Here is a 17,790-nt window from a genome sequence, read left to right on the forward strand (position 1 = left end):
GGATTATAAAATGAGTGGAATGACTAAAAAGTTTAGTTTTGTTGACGTGATTAAATATCTCATTCTTATTTTGTGGGCGTGTACAACTGTATTACCACTTTTATGGGTTTTGAATAATTCATTTAAGGAGAGCAATGAAATTCTTCTAAATCCAATGAAATTACCATCAAAGCTTTCATTTTTCAACTACAGTCAATTGATAAGTTATGGAAATATGAATATATTTAGAGGATTTCTCAACAGCTTAATTATTTCAGGAAGTGTAGTCTTGTTGGTTTTACTTTTTGGCGGTTTTGCTGCATATGTCATTGCAAGATTTGATTTCAAGTTAACTGGAATTGTAAAGATTTTTTTTACTGGTGCCATGTTAGTACCAGCATTTTCAATAGTAATTCCTTCTTTGGTCATATTAAGAAAATTGGGTTTAAATGGTAGTTACTTGGCACTTATTCTTCCCCAGACAGCCGGACTTTTGCCTTTTGCAACTTTGACTTTAGCAGGATTTATGAAAACCTTGCCAGTCGAACTTGAAGAGGCAGCTATAATAGATGGTGCTGGTGTTCTTAGAATATTTTTCAGGATAATTGTTCCTTTATCTATTCCAGGTTTAGTGACAGCGGCAATTTTTGTTTTTCTGTGGTCTTATAATGATTTATTTATGTCACTCATATTCATACCTATTCGAGAAAAGCAACCTATATGTGTACTACTTTCTCTTGTTTCGAGTGTATATGGGACCAATTATGGAGCGATGATGGCAGCTTTAATTATTACAGTTTTGCCAGTAATAATATTATATGTATTTTTGCAGGAATATGTAATTAAGGGTATGACAGCAGGCGCAGTAAAGGGTTGATTTTTGGCTTGATAACAGGTAAACAAAAAGCTTAAAATAATAAGGTAGGAGAGGGATATTGCAATGCACAAAATGTTGAAAGAAATTTATGAACAACCTTCTGTTATTAAAAGATGTTATGAAGATAATATTGAGATTATAAGACTTATTACAAAGAATATTAAAGATAGAAATATAAACAATATCATATTTGTTGCAAGGGGTTCGTCTGACAATGCAGCAACATTTGGAAGGTATATAATTGAAATATTATCAGGAATTCCAGCAGGACTTGCAGCACCATCGGTGGCATCACTTTATAAAAAGAATCTTCAATTGGAGAAAACCTGTGTGATAGGTGTATCTCAATCTGGGCAATCAGAAGATATTTGTAGTTTTTTGGATATGGCAAAAGCAAATGGAGCAATGACCATTGCTATAACAAACAATCCAAGATCTAAATTATCGCTTATTGCAGAGTATAAATTAAATATGAATGTTGGGATAGAAGAAGCCGTTGCAGCTACCAAAAGTTTTACTGCAGAAGTAGTGCTTTTGGAGCTTTTTGCAGCGTTTTTGGCAGAAGACGATAAATTGGTTTTTGAACTATCAAATATTGAAAGTATTATAGAAGATGCGCTTAACCAGGAGGGATTAATTAAGGAAAATATCGAAAGATTTAGATATATGAACGAATGCTTTATTCTTGGTCGAGGTGTGAGCTTTCCTATAGCACTTGAATTTGCCCTAAAAATTCAGGAAACAAGTTATGTGAGGGCAAAAGGATTTTCAACTTCTGATTTTAGACATGGTCCTTTGGCTATGATAGATAAAAACATACCTGTGTTTATTGTGGCACCAGTTGATGAGACTATTGAAGATAATATAGAGATTGCAGAAAGATTGACAAAAGAAGGGATTGATATAGTAACCTTTAGCGATTCGAAAAAACTAAATGAAAAAGCATGTAAATACGTAGATATAAGAAAGGATTTAAATAAATTTATAAAACCTTTGTTTGCAGTACCTCTTGTTCAGCTTTTTTCATATTACTTATGTGTATTGAAAGGAAATGATCCAGACAAACCACGACATTTAAGTAAGGTGACCATTACAAAGTAGAGAGTCCGCCCTTTTTGTTCTCCAAGGGCGGATTTATTAAAACCTAAGAGCTTTAAATGTTTTTAAAAATCAATAGGAGAGGTAAGCATGAAAAAAGTAGTAATAATTGATGATGAGGAAATTATAAGAGAAGGTCTGAAAACTTTTGTTAATTGGAAAAAATTAAATTGTGAGGTTGTAGCTTTAGCTGAGAATGGCACTGAGGGATTATACATAGTTGAAAAATATAAGCCAGACATTATTATCACTGACATCAGAATGTTTGGCTTAAATGGACTTGAGATGATAAAGGAGATAAAGAAAAAAAATAAAAAGAGTAAGATTATAATTATCACCGCTTACCGCAACATTGAGTATGCTCAAGAAGCAATTAAACTTGGGGTTTTTCGATTGCTTTTTAAACCAGCAAAAACAGATGAAATTGAAAAGGCTGTGCAAGAAGCAATTGAGGAGATGGAATATGAAAAAATTGCTGATGATAAAGAAGCTTTAAGACAGTGTGTACTGCAAGTTATTAAAACACAAAAAAATGAGGAAGAAGAAAAACCTTTAAGCTTTATAGCAAGCAAGATATTGAGTTACCTTTTGGAAAATTACTACAAAGAGATTTCTTTGCAGGAGTTGGCAGAAGAATTTTATATCAGTCACTGGCACCTCAGCAAATTGATCAAAAAAGAACTTGGTTTGAACTATACTGACTTAATTAATATTATCAGGGTTGAGCAAGCAAAAAGACTCTTAGCTATTCCACGCTATCGAGTCAATGAAATTGGGAGTATGGTTGGATACAATGATAACACATATTTTTGCAGAGTATTTAAGAAGCTAACAGGTATGTCTCCACAAGAATACAGAAATAAATATTTTGCAAATTAGACTATATATCTTTAATAATATGGCTATTTAGGAATTACCAATACAATTTCTGTGCCACTGCCAACTGTGCTATTTATTAGAAGTCTATATTGATTTCCAAACAAAAGCCTAAGACGTCTGTGAACATTTAAAAGACCAATTCCACAACCATCTTTTTCTGAAAAATCAGGCATTTTATGTAGCCTACTACTAATATAAGAGAGCTTTTCTGGTTCTATACCTTTGCCATTATCTTTTACTTTTATGATCAGCTTGTTATTGTACTCCTCAATTTCTAATAGGATTGTAGGTTCTTTTATATTAGAGTCAAAGGCATGCTTAATACAATTTTCAATAATTGGCTGCAAAGTCATAAATGGAATTTTAAAATTTAATAAATCATTATTTTTTACATCTTTTATGAAATTCAGATTTTTGAGATGATTATTCCTCTTACAAACCAAAAATATATAACTATCAATATATTCCAATTCTCTTTGTAGTGACACTAAAGTTGAGTCTTCACGATTTATGCTATACTCTAAAAGAGTAGCTAATGCTGTAATCATCTCAGAAATTTCTTCTGCTCCTAAGAATTTAGCTTTCCAATTGATAACATCCAGAGTATTGAACAAAAAGTGCGGGTTTATTTGTGCTTGAAGAGCTTTTATTTGTGCATCTTTTGCAATAAGCCTTGCTTTGTATACTTGGTTAATTAAATGGTTTATCTTTTCGGTCATTCGGTTAAACGAAGAGATTAAATAACCAAACTCATCCTTTCTGTTCGATTCAATTTTTATCTGCATTTCTCCATTTTCAACCTTTTTCATGTATCTAATTAATTGATTGATTGGCGAGGTTATGTCCAGATAGATATAATTAATTAGTAGTAATGATAAAAGCACAGTAATAATAAAGAGAAAAAATAGCGTTTTAGATACTAAATTTATTTCATTTAACAGAAACTTCTTTGAAAAAAACATATAACATGTCCAACCGGAAATAGGCACATCAGACTTGACAAAATAGTAATTATTTTTGAAATTGCTGGTAAGTTCAAATTTGTGTTTATTAACGATTAAATCTTCAAGATCAGTTGAATTAGTTGAATTTAAAAAATTAACATAAATAAGTTTATCTCGGTATGCAAAAGCAATGGCATCATAGTTTTTTATTTTTAATGTTGTTATGGAGTCATACAATTTGTTTAAATTCATTTTAACAATAAGTAATCCAATTTCATCTAAAGTGTTTCTATCATATACTATTCTTCCTATGTAAACATCAGAGTAAAGTTTATTAATTGGCTTTACATATATAATTGGCTTTCCGTCTGTTTTTTTAGCTTTCTGATAAATTACACAAACATCTGAACTGTCAATCCTTTCATTCTCACGGCTGACATAGAAAAGACTATTGTTTTCTGAAAAATTAAAGGCTATTAAATTTATATCATTTCTTGACAAAAGTAATGAATTAAGATATCCTTCAAAATCTTTTTTAAAGATGTAATTAAAAAGTTCGGGGTCGTCGTTCCTGTCAATCAGTGTCTTATAAAAGTTGTAAATGGAGTTATCATATAGCACTTCCTGGGTAAATTTATATATATTTTGCGTGTAATAATCTATGATGCTTGACATTTGAATTATATTTACCTCTTGAGATTTTAAAAATTTGTTTTTTAATACTTCAGTATATTTAAGATATCCTATATATCCCAGTATAAGAGTTGGTATACAAGTTATGAGAACAAGAGCAAGAAGTAATTTAAACTTTATTGATGTCAGACTAAATAGAGACTTGATGTATTTCATCATTGCATATATCTCCTTGCTCAACAGATGTATATCTTAATTTTAACATAGAAGAAAAAAATGAGGTATTCACATTTAGAATTATTGAATAATACAAAAGAATACCTCATTTTTATTTGTGATAAAATCTTATCTGAGATTTAAAAACTCAGCAAATATCTTACACACCTCTTCTGCATGAACTTTTTCTTCCATTTCGCTATATATTCTGAGAAGTGGTTCTGTCCCTGAAAATCTTGCTAACACCCAACCACCATTTTTAAAGTATACTTTTACACCGTCAATATAGCTAACATTAGAGATTTCAAAAGGGAAATCAGGAAGGTGCTTTTTGTCAAAAAGTATTTCCCAGATTTTTTCTTTTTCTTCAGGCTCAAAAGAAAAATCATTTTCTACCATATACAGTATCCCATATATTCGATGTATTTCTTCAAGAATCTCAGATAGTTTTCTGCCAGTTTTACAAATAAGTTCTACTAACAAGGTTGCTGCAAATATACCATCTTTACCTTTTATGTGTCCTTTGATTGTTAGTCCTCCACTGCTCTCTCCACCTATTATCGCACCAGTTTCTTCCATTTTTGCGCTAATATACTTGAAGCCAACTGGTACTTCATAACATTTTTCACCAAACGAACTTGCAATTCTGTCAAGCAAGTGTGTTGTAGCTAAGTTGCGAACGACCGGACCTTTCCAACCTTTGTACTTAAGGAAATAATAGTAAAGCAAGACCAAGATATCATTTGGATGAATAAAATTGCCTATTTCATCTATTATACCTACTCTGTCGGCATCGCCATCTGTTCCAATTCCTAAATCGTATCCTTTTTCAACAACTAAATGTTTTAAACGATAGAGCGTAGAGGTTGTGGGTGAGGGCAATCTTCCGCCAAATAGGGTGTCGTGCCTTTCGTGGATAGTATCTACATCACATCTTGCAGTAATTAATATTGTTTGCAGAGAAGTCCTTGATACTCCATACATTGGGTCAAGAAGTATCCGTAGTTTTCGCTTTTTTATTGCTTCAATATCAATCATACTAAGAATAGCATCTATATAATCATCAAATGGATCTATTATCTCTATCCAACCATTCTCAATGGCCTTTTCAAATTTAAGACGTTTTATTGAATCACTCAACAAACTATTTGCTATTGTTTCAATTTCGGATGTTACCTCAAAAGGAGCATCTCTTCCTTCTTCTATAAACAGTTTTATACCATTGTAATCTGCAGGATTATGACTTGCAGTTACTGTTGCACCAAATTTTGTATTGAGCTTTTTGACTGTAAACATTACAAGGGGTGTGGGAGCAACTTTGTTAATAAAGAAAACCTTTATCCCATTTGCAGAGAGCACTTCAGAAAACCAGCGAGCAGCTTTATCTGAAAGAAAACGACGATCATAGCCAAGTACAATTCCATCAGAATCAATGCCTTTTTCTTTCATATAAATGCTAACTGCCTGAGCTACCTTTTGAATGTTTTCTTTTGTAAAATCATCACCTATTATGGCACGCCATCCACCTGTCCCAAACTTAATCATGTACTTTTTCCTCCTCAAATTAGTCTTATCAAAAATTAACTTTTACCCCATTACTACTATAACTTCATTTATACTACCCTTGGGCTGAACAGGAACAAAATTTTCTTCAAGATCTTTGCCATTTAATGTAATATGCTTTACTCCTTTTTCTACTCTATTTGGATTAAGCACAGTAATCTTATAAGTTGCTCCTCTGAATTTTCTAATCATCTCAAATTTGTCCCAATTGCTTGGTATACATGGGTCAATAACAAGACCGTCGAAGGTTGGCCTTATACCCAGAATCCAATGTGTAACTGCATGATAAGCCCATCCAGCTGTTCCAGTAAGCCAAGGATGTCTTGCTTTGCCAAAAGATTTATGATATTTTCCGTAAACAAATTGACAGTAGCTATATGGTTCGGACTCACGAATTTCGATGATGTCATTTTGATTGTAAGGAAGGAGCGCATTATAAAGCTCCATTGCTCTTGAGCCCCGGCCAAGCTTGCATTCGGCAACCCATGCCCATGTATTTGCATGGCTAAAAATTGCCCCATTTTCTTTAATTCCTTTGTAAACTCTTGTTACAAAACCAATCTCATCATTTGGTTTTGAGTATGGAGGATGTAAAAGATGCAGACCATATTTAGAAAAAAGATATTCATATACAGCATCCATTGCTGATATTCCCCGCTCATAGTCTGCAACACCTGATACTACTGCCCATGCATTTGATTCTAAATAAATTTTTCCTTCTTCGCATTCATTACTACCAATTTTTAAGCCATTTGCTGTTATTCCACGTAAATACCATCTACCATCCCATAGAACATCATTGCATACTTTTTTAATATTTTCTGCTAAGGCCGAATATTTTTCGACATCATCTTTTTTTCTAAGATATCTGGCAATCTCAATAAAAGATTGCAAAGCCCAGTAATGAAGCATAGAGACCATTGCACTTTCACCATCGCCAAGGTTTAGGCAGTCGTTCCAATCAGCTCTCAATCCCTTGGCTATTCCATGTGGCCCTACATATTTTGCTGTAAAATCAATAATTCGTTTCATGTGTTCATAAACTGAAGCTTGGCCTTTATCGGCAAAAGGAATTACCATATCAAGAAATTCAATTTCGCCAGTTTCTTTTATATATTCACTTATTGTGGGAATAAGCCACAGCGCATCGTCTGAGCAGGCATCTTCAATTCCATGGATTATACTATCTTTTTTGGGTTTGGGCACTATGGTTGGAGACTTAAATTTTGGTTTTGGCATCTCTTCCTCTTCAAACCATTCCGGTTCAAAAAGATGCAAACCGTAACCCTCACTTGTCTGTGCTTTTAATAATTCAATAATTCTTTGCTTGCACTTTTGAGGATTTGTATGAGGAATTGACATTGCATCTTGAGCAGTGTCTCTATATCCAAGTCCTGTCCTTCCACCAACTTCTATAAAAGATGCAAACCTTGACCATACAACACATGTTTCGGCTTGATATAAATTCCAAATGTTTATTATTGTATTCAAGCCCTCATGAGGTGTTGTGCACTGAAAAACAGAAAGTTTATCGTCCCAGTATTTTTTGAGTTCATAAAAGCTATTGTCGACATTTTCAAACTTACTATATTTTTCCTTGATTTCTCTGCCTTTATTTCTATCCCCAACGCCCAGCATGAAGATAAATCTTTTTTCTTCACCTGGTTCTAATACAAATCTCTTGTGAAGAGAAGCACAGTGATTTCCTGTCAGATCTTCACTGTTTGAACACATACCTTTTTCAACAGCAATTGGGTTTGTTTCTGTTCTGTAATTGCCTATGAATATATCTCTTACACAATCAAAACTATCAGGTTCAAAGTTAGAAGCAAAGAAGTGGTACATGTCGGGTATATAGAAAAAGTCGTATTCTATAATACCATCTTTGTAACTTGAACCACTTGCATAAAGACTCATCTGAAGATTTTGATTGTCAATTTCTATATGGTGATATGAAAACTCAGCATAAGTAAAAATGCTAAGCTTTCTTCTGCTAATTCCCGTATTTTTTACTCTAACATCCCAAATTTCAACTGCATCATCAAGAGGTATAAAAAGCCACTGCTCAGCATGAATATTATTGTAATCGCAGATAAACTTAGAATAGGAAAGACCGTGTCTGCAAATATATTTAGCAATGTTCAAGCTTTTTCCCACTGGTTGCCATGAAATACTCCAATAATCTCCTGTTTCATCATCTCTTAAGTAAACATAGTGTCCTGGTCTGTCAAGCGACACACCATTTTGTCTAAATCTTGTTATTCTGTGGTATTGAGGTGTTTTATAGAAGCTATAGCCACCTGCATTATGTGAGATTACTGTGCACATATCTTTGACACCCAGATAATTTGTCCAGGAGACGGGGATATCAGGTCGTTCAATTACGTATTCTCTATTTTGGTTGTCAAAGTACCCATATTTCATAAATTGCATTCCCCCTCAATTTTGAGATTGACATTTTAATGTCTTCTATCAGAATAATAGCATTTAAACACATTTGAAATCAAACAGAAAAATCAAAAAATATCAATATAAAACAGTTATACACACTAAATAACAAGAAAATTAAACAAATAACAATATAATTAAGTAAAATGAAAATTGTAAAAAGTATATTCATAATTTAAAATATATTTTAGTGTTACTTTGCTTTGTACAAGAAAGGAAGATCATTCATGGTATTTAGAACCTTAAATGAATCAGAACTTGAAAAATGGTTTTACCACTGTGCAAGTGTTTTTGGAGAAAATCAAAATTTAGATTTTTGGCTTGATTATTTTAAAAGGCATTATTTCAATGATCCTTTCAGAGATATTAACAGCATTTTTGTTGCAGCAGACGGCAGCAGCATAGCAAGTACAGTAAGATTATTTTACAGAAAGATATACTTTCATGGGGAAGAAATAACAGTTGGTGGAATAGGAGAGGTAAGTACAAAACATGAGTACAGAGGAATGGGGCTTGCATCAAAGTTACTTTGCATGGCTGTAGATACAATGAGGAAAAAAAGACTTTGCATTTCTATTTTGTTTGCATCCTTACATAATTTTTATGGTAAGTTTGGCTATAAAGTATTGCCGCGCGAATTTTGTTTGGTTGACAGAGATACCTTTCAAAAATATTATGAATCTAAGACTACTCAAATAGGGGAAATAAAAGAAATAAATTTGTCAGACAATAATGTCGAAATTATAGATGAAATCTACAATCTATACTCAACTAATTTTAATGGCCCTGTTGTTAGGAACAGGGAATATTGGCTTGGATGGGTTAAGCTTGAACCCAAAACAAGTTTAGGATACTTTGTTGAGGGGAGATTGGCTGCATATTTGTTTTATAGAAAAAATGGCAAAGAAATAAATATACTGGAATATGGCTGCTCTGACTCCTCAAACAAAGAGATACCTTTGATGGAGTTTATAAAATTTATTATAAACAATGAAAATGCAGAAGCAATTAAATATCCAAAGGCAATTGGCCTTGAGCTTACTGGATGTACTGAGTATAAAGACAATAGTTTGATGTTAAATCTTATTACTCCTTTCAAGCTGGAAGGCTTACTTGTTGATTCAACCGAAAAATTGATAAGTATCCTGACAAGAGAGCCAAATAAATTTCTGTTTTGGGGCACTGATAATTTTTAACAAGGCATAAAAATTGCTTGCAGAAGGGAGATATCAAAAAATGTTTAAAATTGTTCCAAAGCCTAAAAAACTTGATTTTACAGGGAAATGGTTTGAGTTCAATGGTTTTGAAAACATTCCAGATTTCATTTCAAGAGAGTTTTCAATACCAAAAGGCTCATGGAAGATAGAGATTGTCGAAAGACCTGGAACAGGTATTTCAATAGAGGACAAAAAAGTAAAGGTCTGGGGAAATGTTAATGTTGCTTATGCCACCTTAGTTCAGCTCTTAATTCAAAGAAGAGATGCACTGCCGCAAGTCACAGTAGAAGAGGAATTTAGATTTTATTTTAGAGGCTTTCATCTTGATATTGCGAGGGGCGGAGTGCCCAGTTTTTCAACTTTTAAAAACATATTGAGATGGCTATTTTTGCTCAAATATAACTACTTTGCAATATACTTTGAAGATCTTTTTCCATGGGAAAAACATCCTAAGATAGGGGCAGGTAGAGGAAGATTAACAAAAGAGGAGTTAAAAGAAATTATAGAGTACGGCAAAAATCTTGGAATAGAAGTATTTCCATCCTTAGAGTTAACAGGTCACATGGAGAATATTTTATCAATTCCAGAGTACTCTAAATATAGTGAATGGTATTTACCAAGAGAAGGATGCCTTGACTTGTCGAGTGAAGAAGCAAAAAAATTCGCTTATGAACTTTTAGAAGAAGTATTAGAGTTTTTCCCATCTAAGTACGTTCACATCGGCGGGGATGAGACATGGGCACTCGGCAGAGGAAAAAGCTTGGAAAAGAATTGGGCATTTGAAGGGCCAAAGCTATATGAAGAACATCACAAAAACATGATAGATATGGTAGAAAAATACAGAAAGATTCCTATCATGTGGGCAGATATGCTAACAGGTATGTTTCTGAGGCCTGATGAAAGGAAGGTATGGGAGAAACTTTTGCAAAGCGATATATGGCAAAGGACAATTTTAGCCAACTGGGACTATGCAGCAATGCCCAAGGAGCATTTTATAAACAGGATTGAAAGTCTTGGAAAGAATTACCAATCAAATCAGATAGTGTGTCCGGGTTTTTCTAATTGGAACAGGTTTTATCCTGACTTTGAAGTAGCAATTGAGAACATAAAAAATTTTATTGAGGCTGCTAAGACAAAAGGCATTCAAGGCTTTTTGGTGACATCCTGGGGTGATGATGGTCAGGAGTGTTTGTTTAGTTTTTTATATCCGCTTTTTGTTGCTACAATTGAGCTTGCTGAAGGTGATGGGGATTGGGAGAAAAGTTTTATTATTCTTTCTGGTGAAAATGAAAAACTGTTTGATGTGCGAAAAGTCTTTGGTACGTCGAAAATTGCAAGTAATATAAAAGGTCTATTGTATGGAAGCAAAGAGGTTGTGCAAATGGGGACTTCTGAGAAACAAGGGTTAAAAAGGTGTTTTGAAGAAGCTTTGCAAAAGGCTATTGGTGCAAATCTTCCTGAAGATTTAGCATTTATCCGGCAGGCTATAAGAGTAGCGATAAAAAGGCTTGAGAATACAGTGACAGCAGGTGATTTAATTGAGCTTGGAAGTTATTACTGCAGGCTGTGGCGTAAAGAGAGGAAAAAGGAAGGGCTTGATAGGATTGTTGGAAGGTTTTGGGCAGCAGCTGGCAGAGATGATTTGGGATTGTAAAAAAATTAAGACAATATTTTGAGGTGTTTTTAAAAATGAGAAAAAAGTTTTTAGTCAAAAAGATTTTCAATGGATATTCGTTCATCAGAGACAATGTCTTGGTTGTAGAAGATGGAATAATTCTGGGAACGCAAAATGGAATTGATATTGGAAAAGATGAGATTATAGACAGAAGAGATTTTATTTTATCACCTGGATTTGTTGACAAACACACACATGGTATTGGTGGAGTTGATTTTTTTGATACTACAGAGAATGATTTAAAAACAATCCAAAACTACTATTTTAAACATGGTGTTACAACTATACTGCCAACAATTGTATCAGCACCGTTTGAAAACATATATAAGCTTGCAAGAGCTATCAAAGAGGCAAAGAAAGACCCAAATTTTAAGCTAAACATCCCCGGGATATTCTTAGAGGGGCCATTTATAAACCCTGCCAAAAAAGGTGCACATGATGAGAGGTTTTTGCAAATGCCGACAGTTGAGAAATTAGAGGAATTGATTTCTAACTGTGAAGAAAAAATTATTGACATTGCGCTTGCACCAGAACTACTTGACAATCCCAATAAGTTTATCTCAAAGGCTATCGAACATAAAATCAATATCTCTCTTGGTCACACAGAAAGCAGTTTTGAACAGGCAGCAAAAGCACACACGCTTGGTGCCAAAAATATTGTTCACCTTTTTAACGCAATGCCACAGCTACATCACAGACAGAATTCTATTACAACTTATGCGCTTTTGAATGATATAAAAGTAGAGCTAATTTGCGACCTTATTCACCTTTCACCTGAGATTATTAAACTAACATACAAGCTGAAAGGTGCAGAGAACATTATACTAATCAGTGATTCTATTGCTGCAACAGACCTTAGTGATGGTGAATACAGTTTAGGAAGCCTTAGAGTAAAAGTTGAAAATGGAATTTGTAAATTAGCAGACGGTACCATCGCTGGCAGCACATTGACAATTGATAAGGCAGTGAAGAACCTGGTAAAAATCGGAATTAGATTAGAAGATGCTCTCATGGCAGCAACTTACAATCCATCAAAACTTTTTTCACTTGAGTGCGCTACGATAAAAGAAGGCTTTAGGGCAGATTTTGTATTGATGGATGAGGATTTAAATGTAAAAGAGGTATATGTTGGGGGAGAGCTTGTATATAAGGCCTGATAAATTTCAAAACAAACTCTCCCTGAACTGACTTGGTGTAAGCCCGGTATACTTTTTGAACACTTGAGAAAAATACTTCTCATCAGAAAAACCAACCATATTTGCAACCTGATATGTTTTTAAGCTGGGGTTTTTCAAAAGTTCCTGAGCTTTTTGAATTCTAATTTTGTGCAGGTAATCAACAAAATTAATCTTCAATTCCCTTTTAAATAGAATGCTCAAATACGCAGGTGTTACATATACCTCTTTTGCAACACTTTCTAATGTGATGTTTTTGTTATAGTTTTTTTCAATGAAATTAATAGCTGCTTTAACGATTAGATTTTTGTTTTCACTCTGCTCAATTTTGTCTGCTGTTGCATTTAAAAAGCTAAGTAGCGATGCTTTAAGCAGTTCTTTTTTCTCAGTTTTTAAAATGTTTTCAAAAACCTTGCTATTTACTACGTCATTTAAATCAATACATTTTTCATGGCAGACTTTGATGATGCTGCCCAGTAGTGCCAAAACGGCTGACTTTATAAACCATTTGTTGAATGTATTGATGGCATACAATGAATTTATAAAGTTTTCAACTTTTTCTTTAATAGTATCTTTTTGGCATAGCAAGAGGCTATTTATTATTGCTTTTTCCTCATCGATTGGGTAAAGTAGGGTATTTTTGTTAAGGCAAATATCATCATAGTATAATATGTCAATATCATCTGCAAAGAATTTGAGCTCTAAAGCATTTAAAGCTTGTTCATAACAGAAGTTAATTTTTTCAATTTTATCAATCCACCTGCTAACTCCAAAGTAAAGTTTCAGTCCAAGTTTTTTATCAACAATTTTTTTAACTTTTGTAAGAATATCATCCATCATTTCTCTATCAAATTCAAAGTCAGAATTAATTAATATGACTATTTCATTTCTACCTCTGAAAACTTCTGCTCTAAAGTCTTCTAATTCTTCTTGAATTAAATTCACGCACGCAAGAGTGTACGCTTCTTGTTTTACAAAAGAAGTTGGATAAGTATTGGATACATTTTCAATATCAAATTTGGCAAGAGCAATGCAATATTTTCCAGATGAAAGTTTTATATTGTACCTTTCAAAGAGCTTTTCTATCTCTTCCTTGCTTCGGATGCCAAATATAACCTCATTTAAGATTCTCTCTTTTAAAATTGGCAAAGTTTCATTGTAATATTCTATGAATCTGTTTATCAGGGTTTCTTTTTCCCTTTCTTTTTCAAGAACGTTTTTGGCCTTCAGCACTGCATCTAAGACTTCTTTCGGTCTGCAGGGCTTTAGCAAATAATTCAGGCTCCTTAACTCAAGTGCTTTTTGGGCGAAGTAAAAGTCATCATACCCGCTTAAGATTACACTTTCAAATATATATCCTTCTTTTTTGGCATTTTCAATTACTTGAAGTCCATCAAGCTTTGGCATTTTGATATCTATCAAAACAATGTCAGGACAAAGCTCTCTGATTTTCTCAAGTGCCTCTTCACCATTTGTTGCAAATCCAATAATCTCAATGCCGTTACCTCTCCAGTCAACAAGAGTTGAGATGCCTTCAATTACTTCCGGTTCATCATCGGCTATAAAAAGTTTAATCATTATCTTTTCACTCCTTCAAACTCTATGTCTTCTATTGGCAGCGTTAATATTACCTCTGTACCTTGACCAGATTGACTCTGTATACTTAGATTGTATCGATTTTCATAGTAAAGTTTAAGCCTCTCATTTACATTTTTAATGGCATAGCCAAAATTATTTTCCTTTCCCGATTCTAAAAGTTCTTTGACTTTATCAAGTTGTTCTTTTGACATTCCAGTTCCATTATCTTTTATAGAAAAACAAAGTTTATCTTTGTCTTTTTTACCTGTTATTTCAATGTAAGTTTGTGATGTTGAATTTTCCATTCCATGTACAATGGCGTTTTCAACAAATGGCTGAAGTATCAATTTGGGTATATAATAATCCTCTATCTCAACGTCGATCTCTACTGAATACTTAAGTCTATTTTTATACCTTTTGCTCTGCAAAAAAAGATAATGTTCTATTAGTTCTTTCTCACCTTTTACCTGAATAAACTCACTTCCTCTGTTTAAGGTAAGTCTAAAGAGTCTTGAAAGAGAATAAATCATTTCGCTTATTTCACTGTCATGGGATTTTTCGGCCTTCCAGAATATAGTATCCAAAGTATTATAAAGGAAGTGAGGATTTATCTGAGCCTCAAGTGCTTTTAGTTCGGCTTCTTTTTTGTGAATTTCCAACTTTAATACTTTGTTTATCAACTCATTTATTTTTTCGACCATATTATTGTATTCAGAAACAACTATTGCAATTTCATCACTGGCGTATTGGTCAATTTTTACCTGTTCTCTTAAATTACCCTGACGCACTTTTTTCATAGAATTTACAAGTTTCTGAAGGGGAGCTGTGAGCATTGAAGAAAAGTACATTGAAATTACAAAAGCAAATATCAAACACATAATAAGTACTCTTATATACAAAAGAACAAACGAATTTCTAATTGAATTTATAGCATTTTCAAGTGAAACTATACTAACAAATCGCCAGTTAGATGTCGAAATATAACTTGAGGTTATCAAAAGTTTTGATGAATTGGCGGTGATTATTTCATTTTCTCTGCTGAGGATGTTTTCATTTAAAAGTTTTTGGGCAAATGTAGCCGTAAACTGCGGTGTTGTACTCTCAAGAGAGATTATTCTATTGTTACTATCGACTATAAAAAAACATGCTTCTTTTTCTTTTAAATCTTCTAAGTATATTTTCTCAATAGTTGGTATATTTATACAAATTATGAGTAATCCTGCTGGTTCATATGTGTTGTAATCCAAAAGGAGTCTTGCCATTGCTATTTTTGGGTAATTGTTTTTTGAAATCAAGGTGAAAGGTAGGCTGTTCAGGCTCAGCCACATAGGAGCACCTCTGTTTTTGACAACTTGTTTAAAAAAATCTGTCTGTTTTATTTCGAAAAAATCTGCAACTCCAGTGCTGTTGTCATTTGAAAAGTAATATTTATCACCTTGAAAAGAATAAAGCATAATAAAGCTTATATAATCCTTGGAAGCAAGAAGGCTTGCCAGGGGCTCTAAAGAATATTTTGTAAAATCTGGACGCGGGTTTATGAAGTTTTGCACTCTCTGATCTAAAAAAAGAAATGATGAAAGTTCATTTACATCCCTTTGAAGAAAGTCTATGCTGGATGCAATTCTTTTTGTATCTCTCAAGAGCAGATTTCCAACCTCTTCTTTAAGCTGGTTTGTTGAAATTGTATATGAGAATAAAGCCAACACCAAGGAGGTTATTACTATTATGCTGTAGAAGAGAATGAGTATCTTATATTTTATACTCAGCCGTAAAAAATGTTTTTTGAGCTTTAAAAGCATTTTACCCAAACACCTTCTTTTTTAAACTCACTTTTATTCTACAGGTCAAAGTATATTATACAACTTCATATATAAAATTCACAAGATATTCTTTTTTAGAAATGCATCTTGCTATCAATCATCATAATTTTAATAGCAATTAATAACTTATATACTTGAAATATCCATAAAAAATACAAACCAAATTTAAAGATTGTCATCTTAAAATTGTGAATGTATGCTGATATAATTTAACCAAGAAAAATTCATTTCCAACATTTGATTTTGGGGCGCCCCAGAGAGGTCTTTAAAAATTAAATAAGAAAAATGCAAAAAGGAGGAAAAAGTGATGTCAAAGAGAACCTTAAAAGTATTTATTTCGGTTTTACTTGTAACAGTAATGATCGTTAGCTTATTAGCAGGTTTTCAAGGTACTTTTACAGCTTCTGCATCGACTAAAAAAACAGTAGAAATCAAATTTTTCTCCAACCTACCAGATAGGACGTCTAACCAAGGCAAACTTGAACAGATGTTAATTGACAGCTATATGAAAGCAAATCCTAATGTCAAGATTAAGGTTGAAGCACTTCAGGATGAACCTTACAAACAAAAGTTCAAAGTTTATGTTGCAACAAATCAGATGCCAGACATTTTTATGGTATGGGGGCAGCCATCTTTCTTCTTGCCGGTTATGAAAGGTGGATATGCAGCTGAAATAAAGCCAGAACAAATAAAAAACTATGGTTTTAAAACATCATCGTTAAAAGATTTTATGTATAATGGCAAAATATACGGACTTCCAAGAAATACAGACTTTATGGTGCTCTATTATAACAAAGGACTGTTCAGTAAATACAATGTAAAAGTACCAACAACATTTAGTGAGCTTTTGGATGCAGCGAAAGTATTCAGGAAAAATGGAATTGCTCCGATTGCAATAAACGGTAAAGATAAGTGGATACTGGCAATTCTGTATCAGGAGCTTGTTGTGAAAGAGAGCGGAGACCAAAAATTAATTTACGATGCAATTTCGAAGAAATCTGTATCCAAGAACCAGATTCTTTTAAAAGCTGCAAAAGACTTAGTTGAGCTTGTGAATGTAGGTGGATTTCAGGATGCATTTGTTGCAGCAGATTATGGAGCAGCAAACAACTTATTTGCTCAAGAAAAAGCAGCAATGTACTATATGGGTTCATGGGAAGTTGGAATGGCAGCAAATCCAAACTTCTCTGATTCTTTCAAAAAGAATGTTGATGCAACATACTTCCCAATAATATCAGGTGGCAAGGGCAAAAAGACAGATATATTAGCATGGCACGGCGGTGGATATGCAGTCTCTGCAAACTCAAAGGTTAAGAATGAAGCAATGAAACTTCTTCTTTACATGATGCATCCAACAAGATGGGCAAAGATTGGTTGGCAGCAGGGACTTGTTGTTCCAGGACAGAACTGGGAAAAGTTTATGACGGGAAAAGAAACAGTTCTCCAGAAAAAGCTGACACAGATATTTAGCAGTGCAACATCTGTAAGTGGTACAGTATGGCAAGATGCGTTCACTCCAAACTTCAAGACAGAGGCAGAGACACTTTGCCAGATGCTTGTTGCAAAGGCTATTACACCTGAAAAGTTCTTGTCAAAGATTGAAGAACTTGCAAAGTTAGAAGTTAAGTAGTTCTAAAAATTAAATTACCTGCTCCCAGGATATCAAAAAGAACATCTTGGGAGCAGGA

Annotated in this window: 12 protein-coding genes; 7 read left to right on the forward strand and 5 right to left on the reverse strand. The window is 33.5% G+C overall.

Annotated features, from left to right (window positions below; genetic code table 11):
- Nucleotides 1–10: 10 nt before the first annotated feature.
- From CALKRO_RS00480 to CALKRO_RS00490, 3 genes are all read left to right on the forward strand, one after another.
- Nucleotides 11–856, forward strand: a complete 846-nt coding sequence (locus CALKRO_RS00480; RefSeq protein ID WP_013429170.1) for a carbohydrate ABC transporter permease — start codon at nt 11–13, stop codon at nt 854–856.
- 63 nt (nt 857–919) lie between these two features.
- Nucleotides 920–1,957 (forward strand): SIS domain-containing protein, encoded by a 1,038-nt coding sequence (locus CALKRO_RS00485; protein ID WP_013429171.1) that lies wholly within the window; start codon nt 920–922, stop codon nt 1,955–1,957.
- Between the two features lie 87 nt (nt 1,958–2,044).
- The gene (locus CALKRO_RS00490; protein WP_013429172.1) at nt 2,045–2,833 is read left to right on the forward strand and encodes a response regulator transcription factor; all 789 of its coding nucleotides are present in this window, start codon (nt 2,045–2,047) and stop codon (nt 2,831–2,833) included.
- A gap of 23 nt (nt 2,834–2,856) precedes the next feature.
- On the opposite strand, the gene CALKRO_RS00495 is transcribed toward CALKRO_RS00490, so the two are convergent.
- The 3 genes from CALKRO_RS00495 to CALKRO_RS00505 all read right to left on the reverse strand — a co-directional run bounded on the left by CALKRO_RS00495 (nt 2,857) and on the right by CALKRO_RS00505 (nt 8,613).
- Nucleotides 2,857–4,629 carry a sensor histidine kinase gene (locus CALKRO_RS00495; RefSeq protein WP_237699108.1) on the reverse strand — a complete coding sequence of 591 codons (1,773 nt, stop codon included), beginning with the start codon at nt 4,627–4,629 and terminating at the stop codon, nt 2,857–2,859.
- Nucleotides 4,630–4,755: 126 nt separating this feature from the next.
- Nucleotides 4,756–6,171, reverse strand: coding sequence for a phosphoglucomutase/phosphomannomutase family protein (locus tag CALKRO_RS00500; protein ID WP_013429174.1), 1,416 nt, complete (start codon nt 6,169–6,171; stop codon nt 4,756–4,758).
- A 42-nt stretch (nt 6,172–6,213) separates the two neighbouring features.
- Entirely contained in the window at nt 6,214–8,613 is a 2,400-nt protein-coding gene (locus tag CALKRO_RS00505) for a GH36-type glycosyl hydrolase domain-containing protein (protein WP_013429175.1), read from the reverse strand.
- Between the two features lie 251 nt (nt 8,614–8,864).
- Here CALKRO_RS00505 and CALKRO_RS00510 point away from each other — a divergent pair, with 251 nt between their 5' ends.
- From CALKRO_RS00510 to nagA, 3 genes are read left to right on the forward strand one after another with little or no spacing between them, the layout of a single operon-like run.
- Nucleotides 8,865–9,833: a GNAT family N-acetyltransferase gene (locus CALKRO_RS00510; RefSeq protein ID WP_013429176.1), complete on the forward strand. Its 969-nt coding sequence runs from the start codon at nt 8,865–8,867 to the stop codon at nt 9,831–9,833.
- Nucleotides 9,834–9,873: 40 nt separating this feature from the next.
- Nucleotides 9,874–11,508 (forward strand): beta-N-acetylhexosaminidase, encoded by a 1,635-nt coding sequence (locus CALKRO_RS00515; RefSeq protein WP_013429177.1) that lies wholly within the window; start codon nt 9,874–9,876, stop codon nt 11,506–11,508.
- Between the two features lie 35 nt (nt 11,509–11,543).
- Nucleotides 11,544–12,686, forward strand: coding sequence for an N-acetylglucosamine-6-phosphate deacetylase (gene nagA, locus CALKRO_RS00520; protein ID WP_013429178.1), 1,143 nt, complete (start codon nt 11,544–11,546; stop codon nt 12,684–12,686).
- 6 nt (nt 12,687–12,692) lie between these two features.
- Here the strand turns inward: nagA and CALKRO_RS00525 are convergent, their stop codons facing one another.
- Both CALKRO_RS00525 and CALKRO_RS00530 read right to left on the reverse strand, forming a co-directional pair.
- Nucleotides 12,693–14,282: a response regulator gene (locus tag CALKRO_RS00525; RefSeq protein ID WP_013429179.1), complete on the reverse strand. Its 1,590-nt coding sequence runs from the start codon at nt 14,280–14,282 to the stop codon at nt 12,693–12,695.
- The gene (locus tag CALKRO_RS00530; protein ID WP_013429180.1) at nt 14,282–16,081 is read right to left on the reverse strand and encodes a sensor histidine kinase; all 1,800 of its coding nucleotides are present in this window, start codon (nt 16,079–16,081) and stop codon (nt 14,282–14,284) included. The genes CALKRO_RS00525 and CALKRO_RS00530 overlap by 1 nt, the downstream gene beginning before the upstream one ends.
- 328 nt (nt 16,082–16,409) lie before the next feature.
- Between CALKRO_RS00530 and CALKRO_RS00535 the strand changes: the two genes are divergently transcribed.
- On the forward strand, nt 16,410–17,732 hold the full coding sequence (locus CALKRO_RS00535) for an ABC transporter substrate-binding protein (protein WP_013429181.1): 1,323 nt from the start codon (nt 16,410–16,412) through the stop codon (nt 17,730–17,732).
- The last annotated feature ends 58 nt before the right edge of the window (nt 17,733–17,790 follow it).

The organism is Caldicellulosiruptor kronotskyensis 2002 (genome assembly GCF_000166775.1).
GTDB lineage: Bacteria > Bacillota > Thermoanaerobacteria > Caldicellulosiruptorales > Caldicellulosiruptoraceae > Caldicellulosiruptor > Caldicellulosiruptor kronotskyensis.

Excerpts from the sequence above, each read along its gene's own strand:
- CALKRO_RS00525 (WP_013429179.1), bottom strand. The coding sequence starts at position 14,282 with ATGATTAAACTTTTTATAGCCGATGATGAACCGGAAGTAATTGAAGGC.
- CALKRO_RS00495 (WP_237699108.1), bottom strand. The coding sequence starts at position 4,629 with ATGATGAAATACATCAAGTCTCTATTTAGTCTGACATCAATAAAGTTT.
- CALKRO_RS00535 (WP_013429181.1), top strand. The coding sequence starts at position 16,410 with ATGTCAAAGAGAACCTTAAAAGTATTTATTTCGGTTTTACTTGTAACA.
- CALKRO_RS00505 (WP_013429175.1), bottom strand. The coding sequence starts at position 8,613 with ATGAAATATGGGTACTTTGACAACCAAAATAGAGAATACGTAATTGAA.
- nagA (WP_013429178.1), top strand. The coding sequence starts at position 11,544 with ATGAGAAAAAAGTTTTTAGTCAAAAAGATTTTCAATGGATATTCGTTC.
- CALKRO_RS00530 (WP_013429180.1), bottom strand. The coding sequence starts at position 16,081 with ATGCTTTTAAAGCTCAAAAAACATTTTTTACGGCTGAGTATAAAATAT.
- CALKRO_RS00480 (WP_013429170.1), top strand. The coding sequence starts at position 11 with ATGAGTGGAATGACTAAAAAGTTTAGTTTTGTTGACGTGATTAAATAT.
- CALKRO_RS00515 (WP_013429177.1), top strand. The coding sequence starts at position 9,874 with ATGTTTAAAATTGTTCCAAAGCCTAAAAAACTTGATTTTACAGGGAAA.
- CALKRO_RS00500 (WP_013429174.1), bottom strand. The coding sequence starts at position 6,171 with ATGATTAAGTTTGGGACAGGTGGATGGCGTGCCATAATAGGTGATGAT.
- CALKRO_RS00510 (WP_013429176.1), top strand. The coding sequence starts at position 8,865 with ATGGTATTTAGAACCTTAAATGAATCAGAACTTGAAAAATGGTTTTAC.
- CALKRO_RS00485 (WP_013429171.1), top strand. The coding sequence starts at position 920 with ATGCACAAAATGTTGAAAGAAATTTATGAACAACCTTCTGTTATTAAA.
- CALKRO_RS00490 (WP_013429172.1), top strand. The coding sequence starts at position 2,045 with ATGAAAAAAGTAGTAATAATTGATGATGAGGAAATTATAAGAGAAGGT.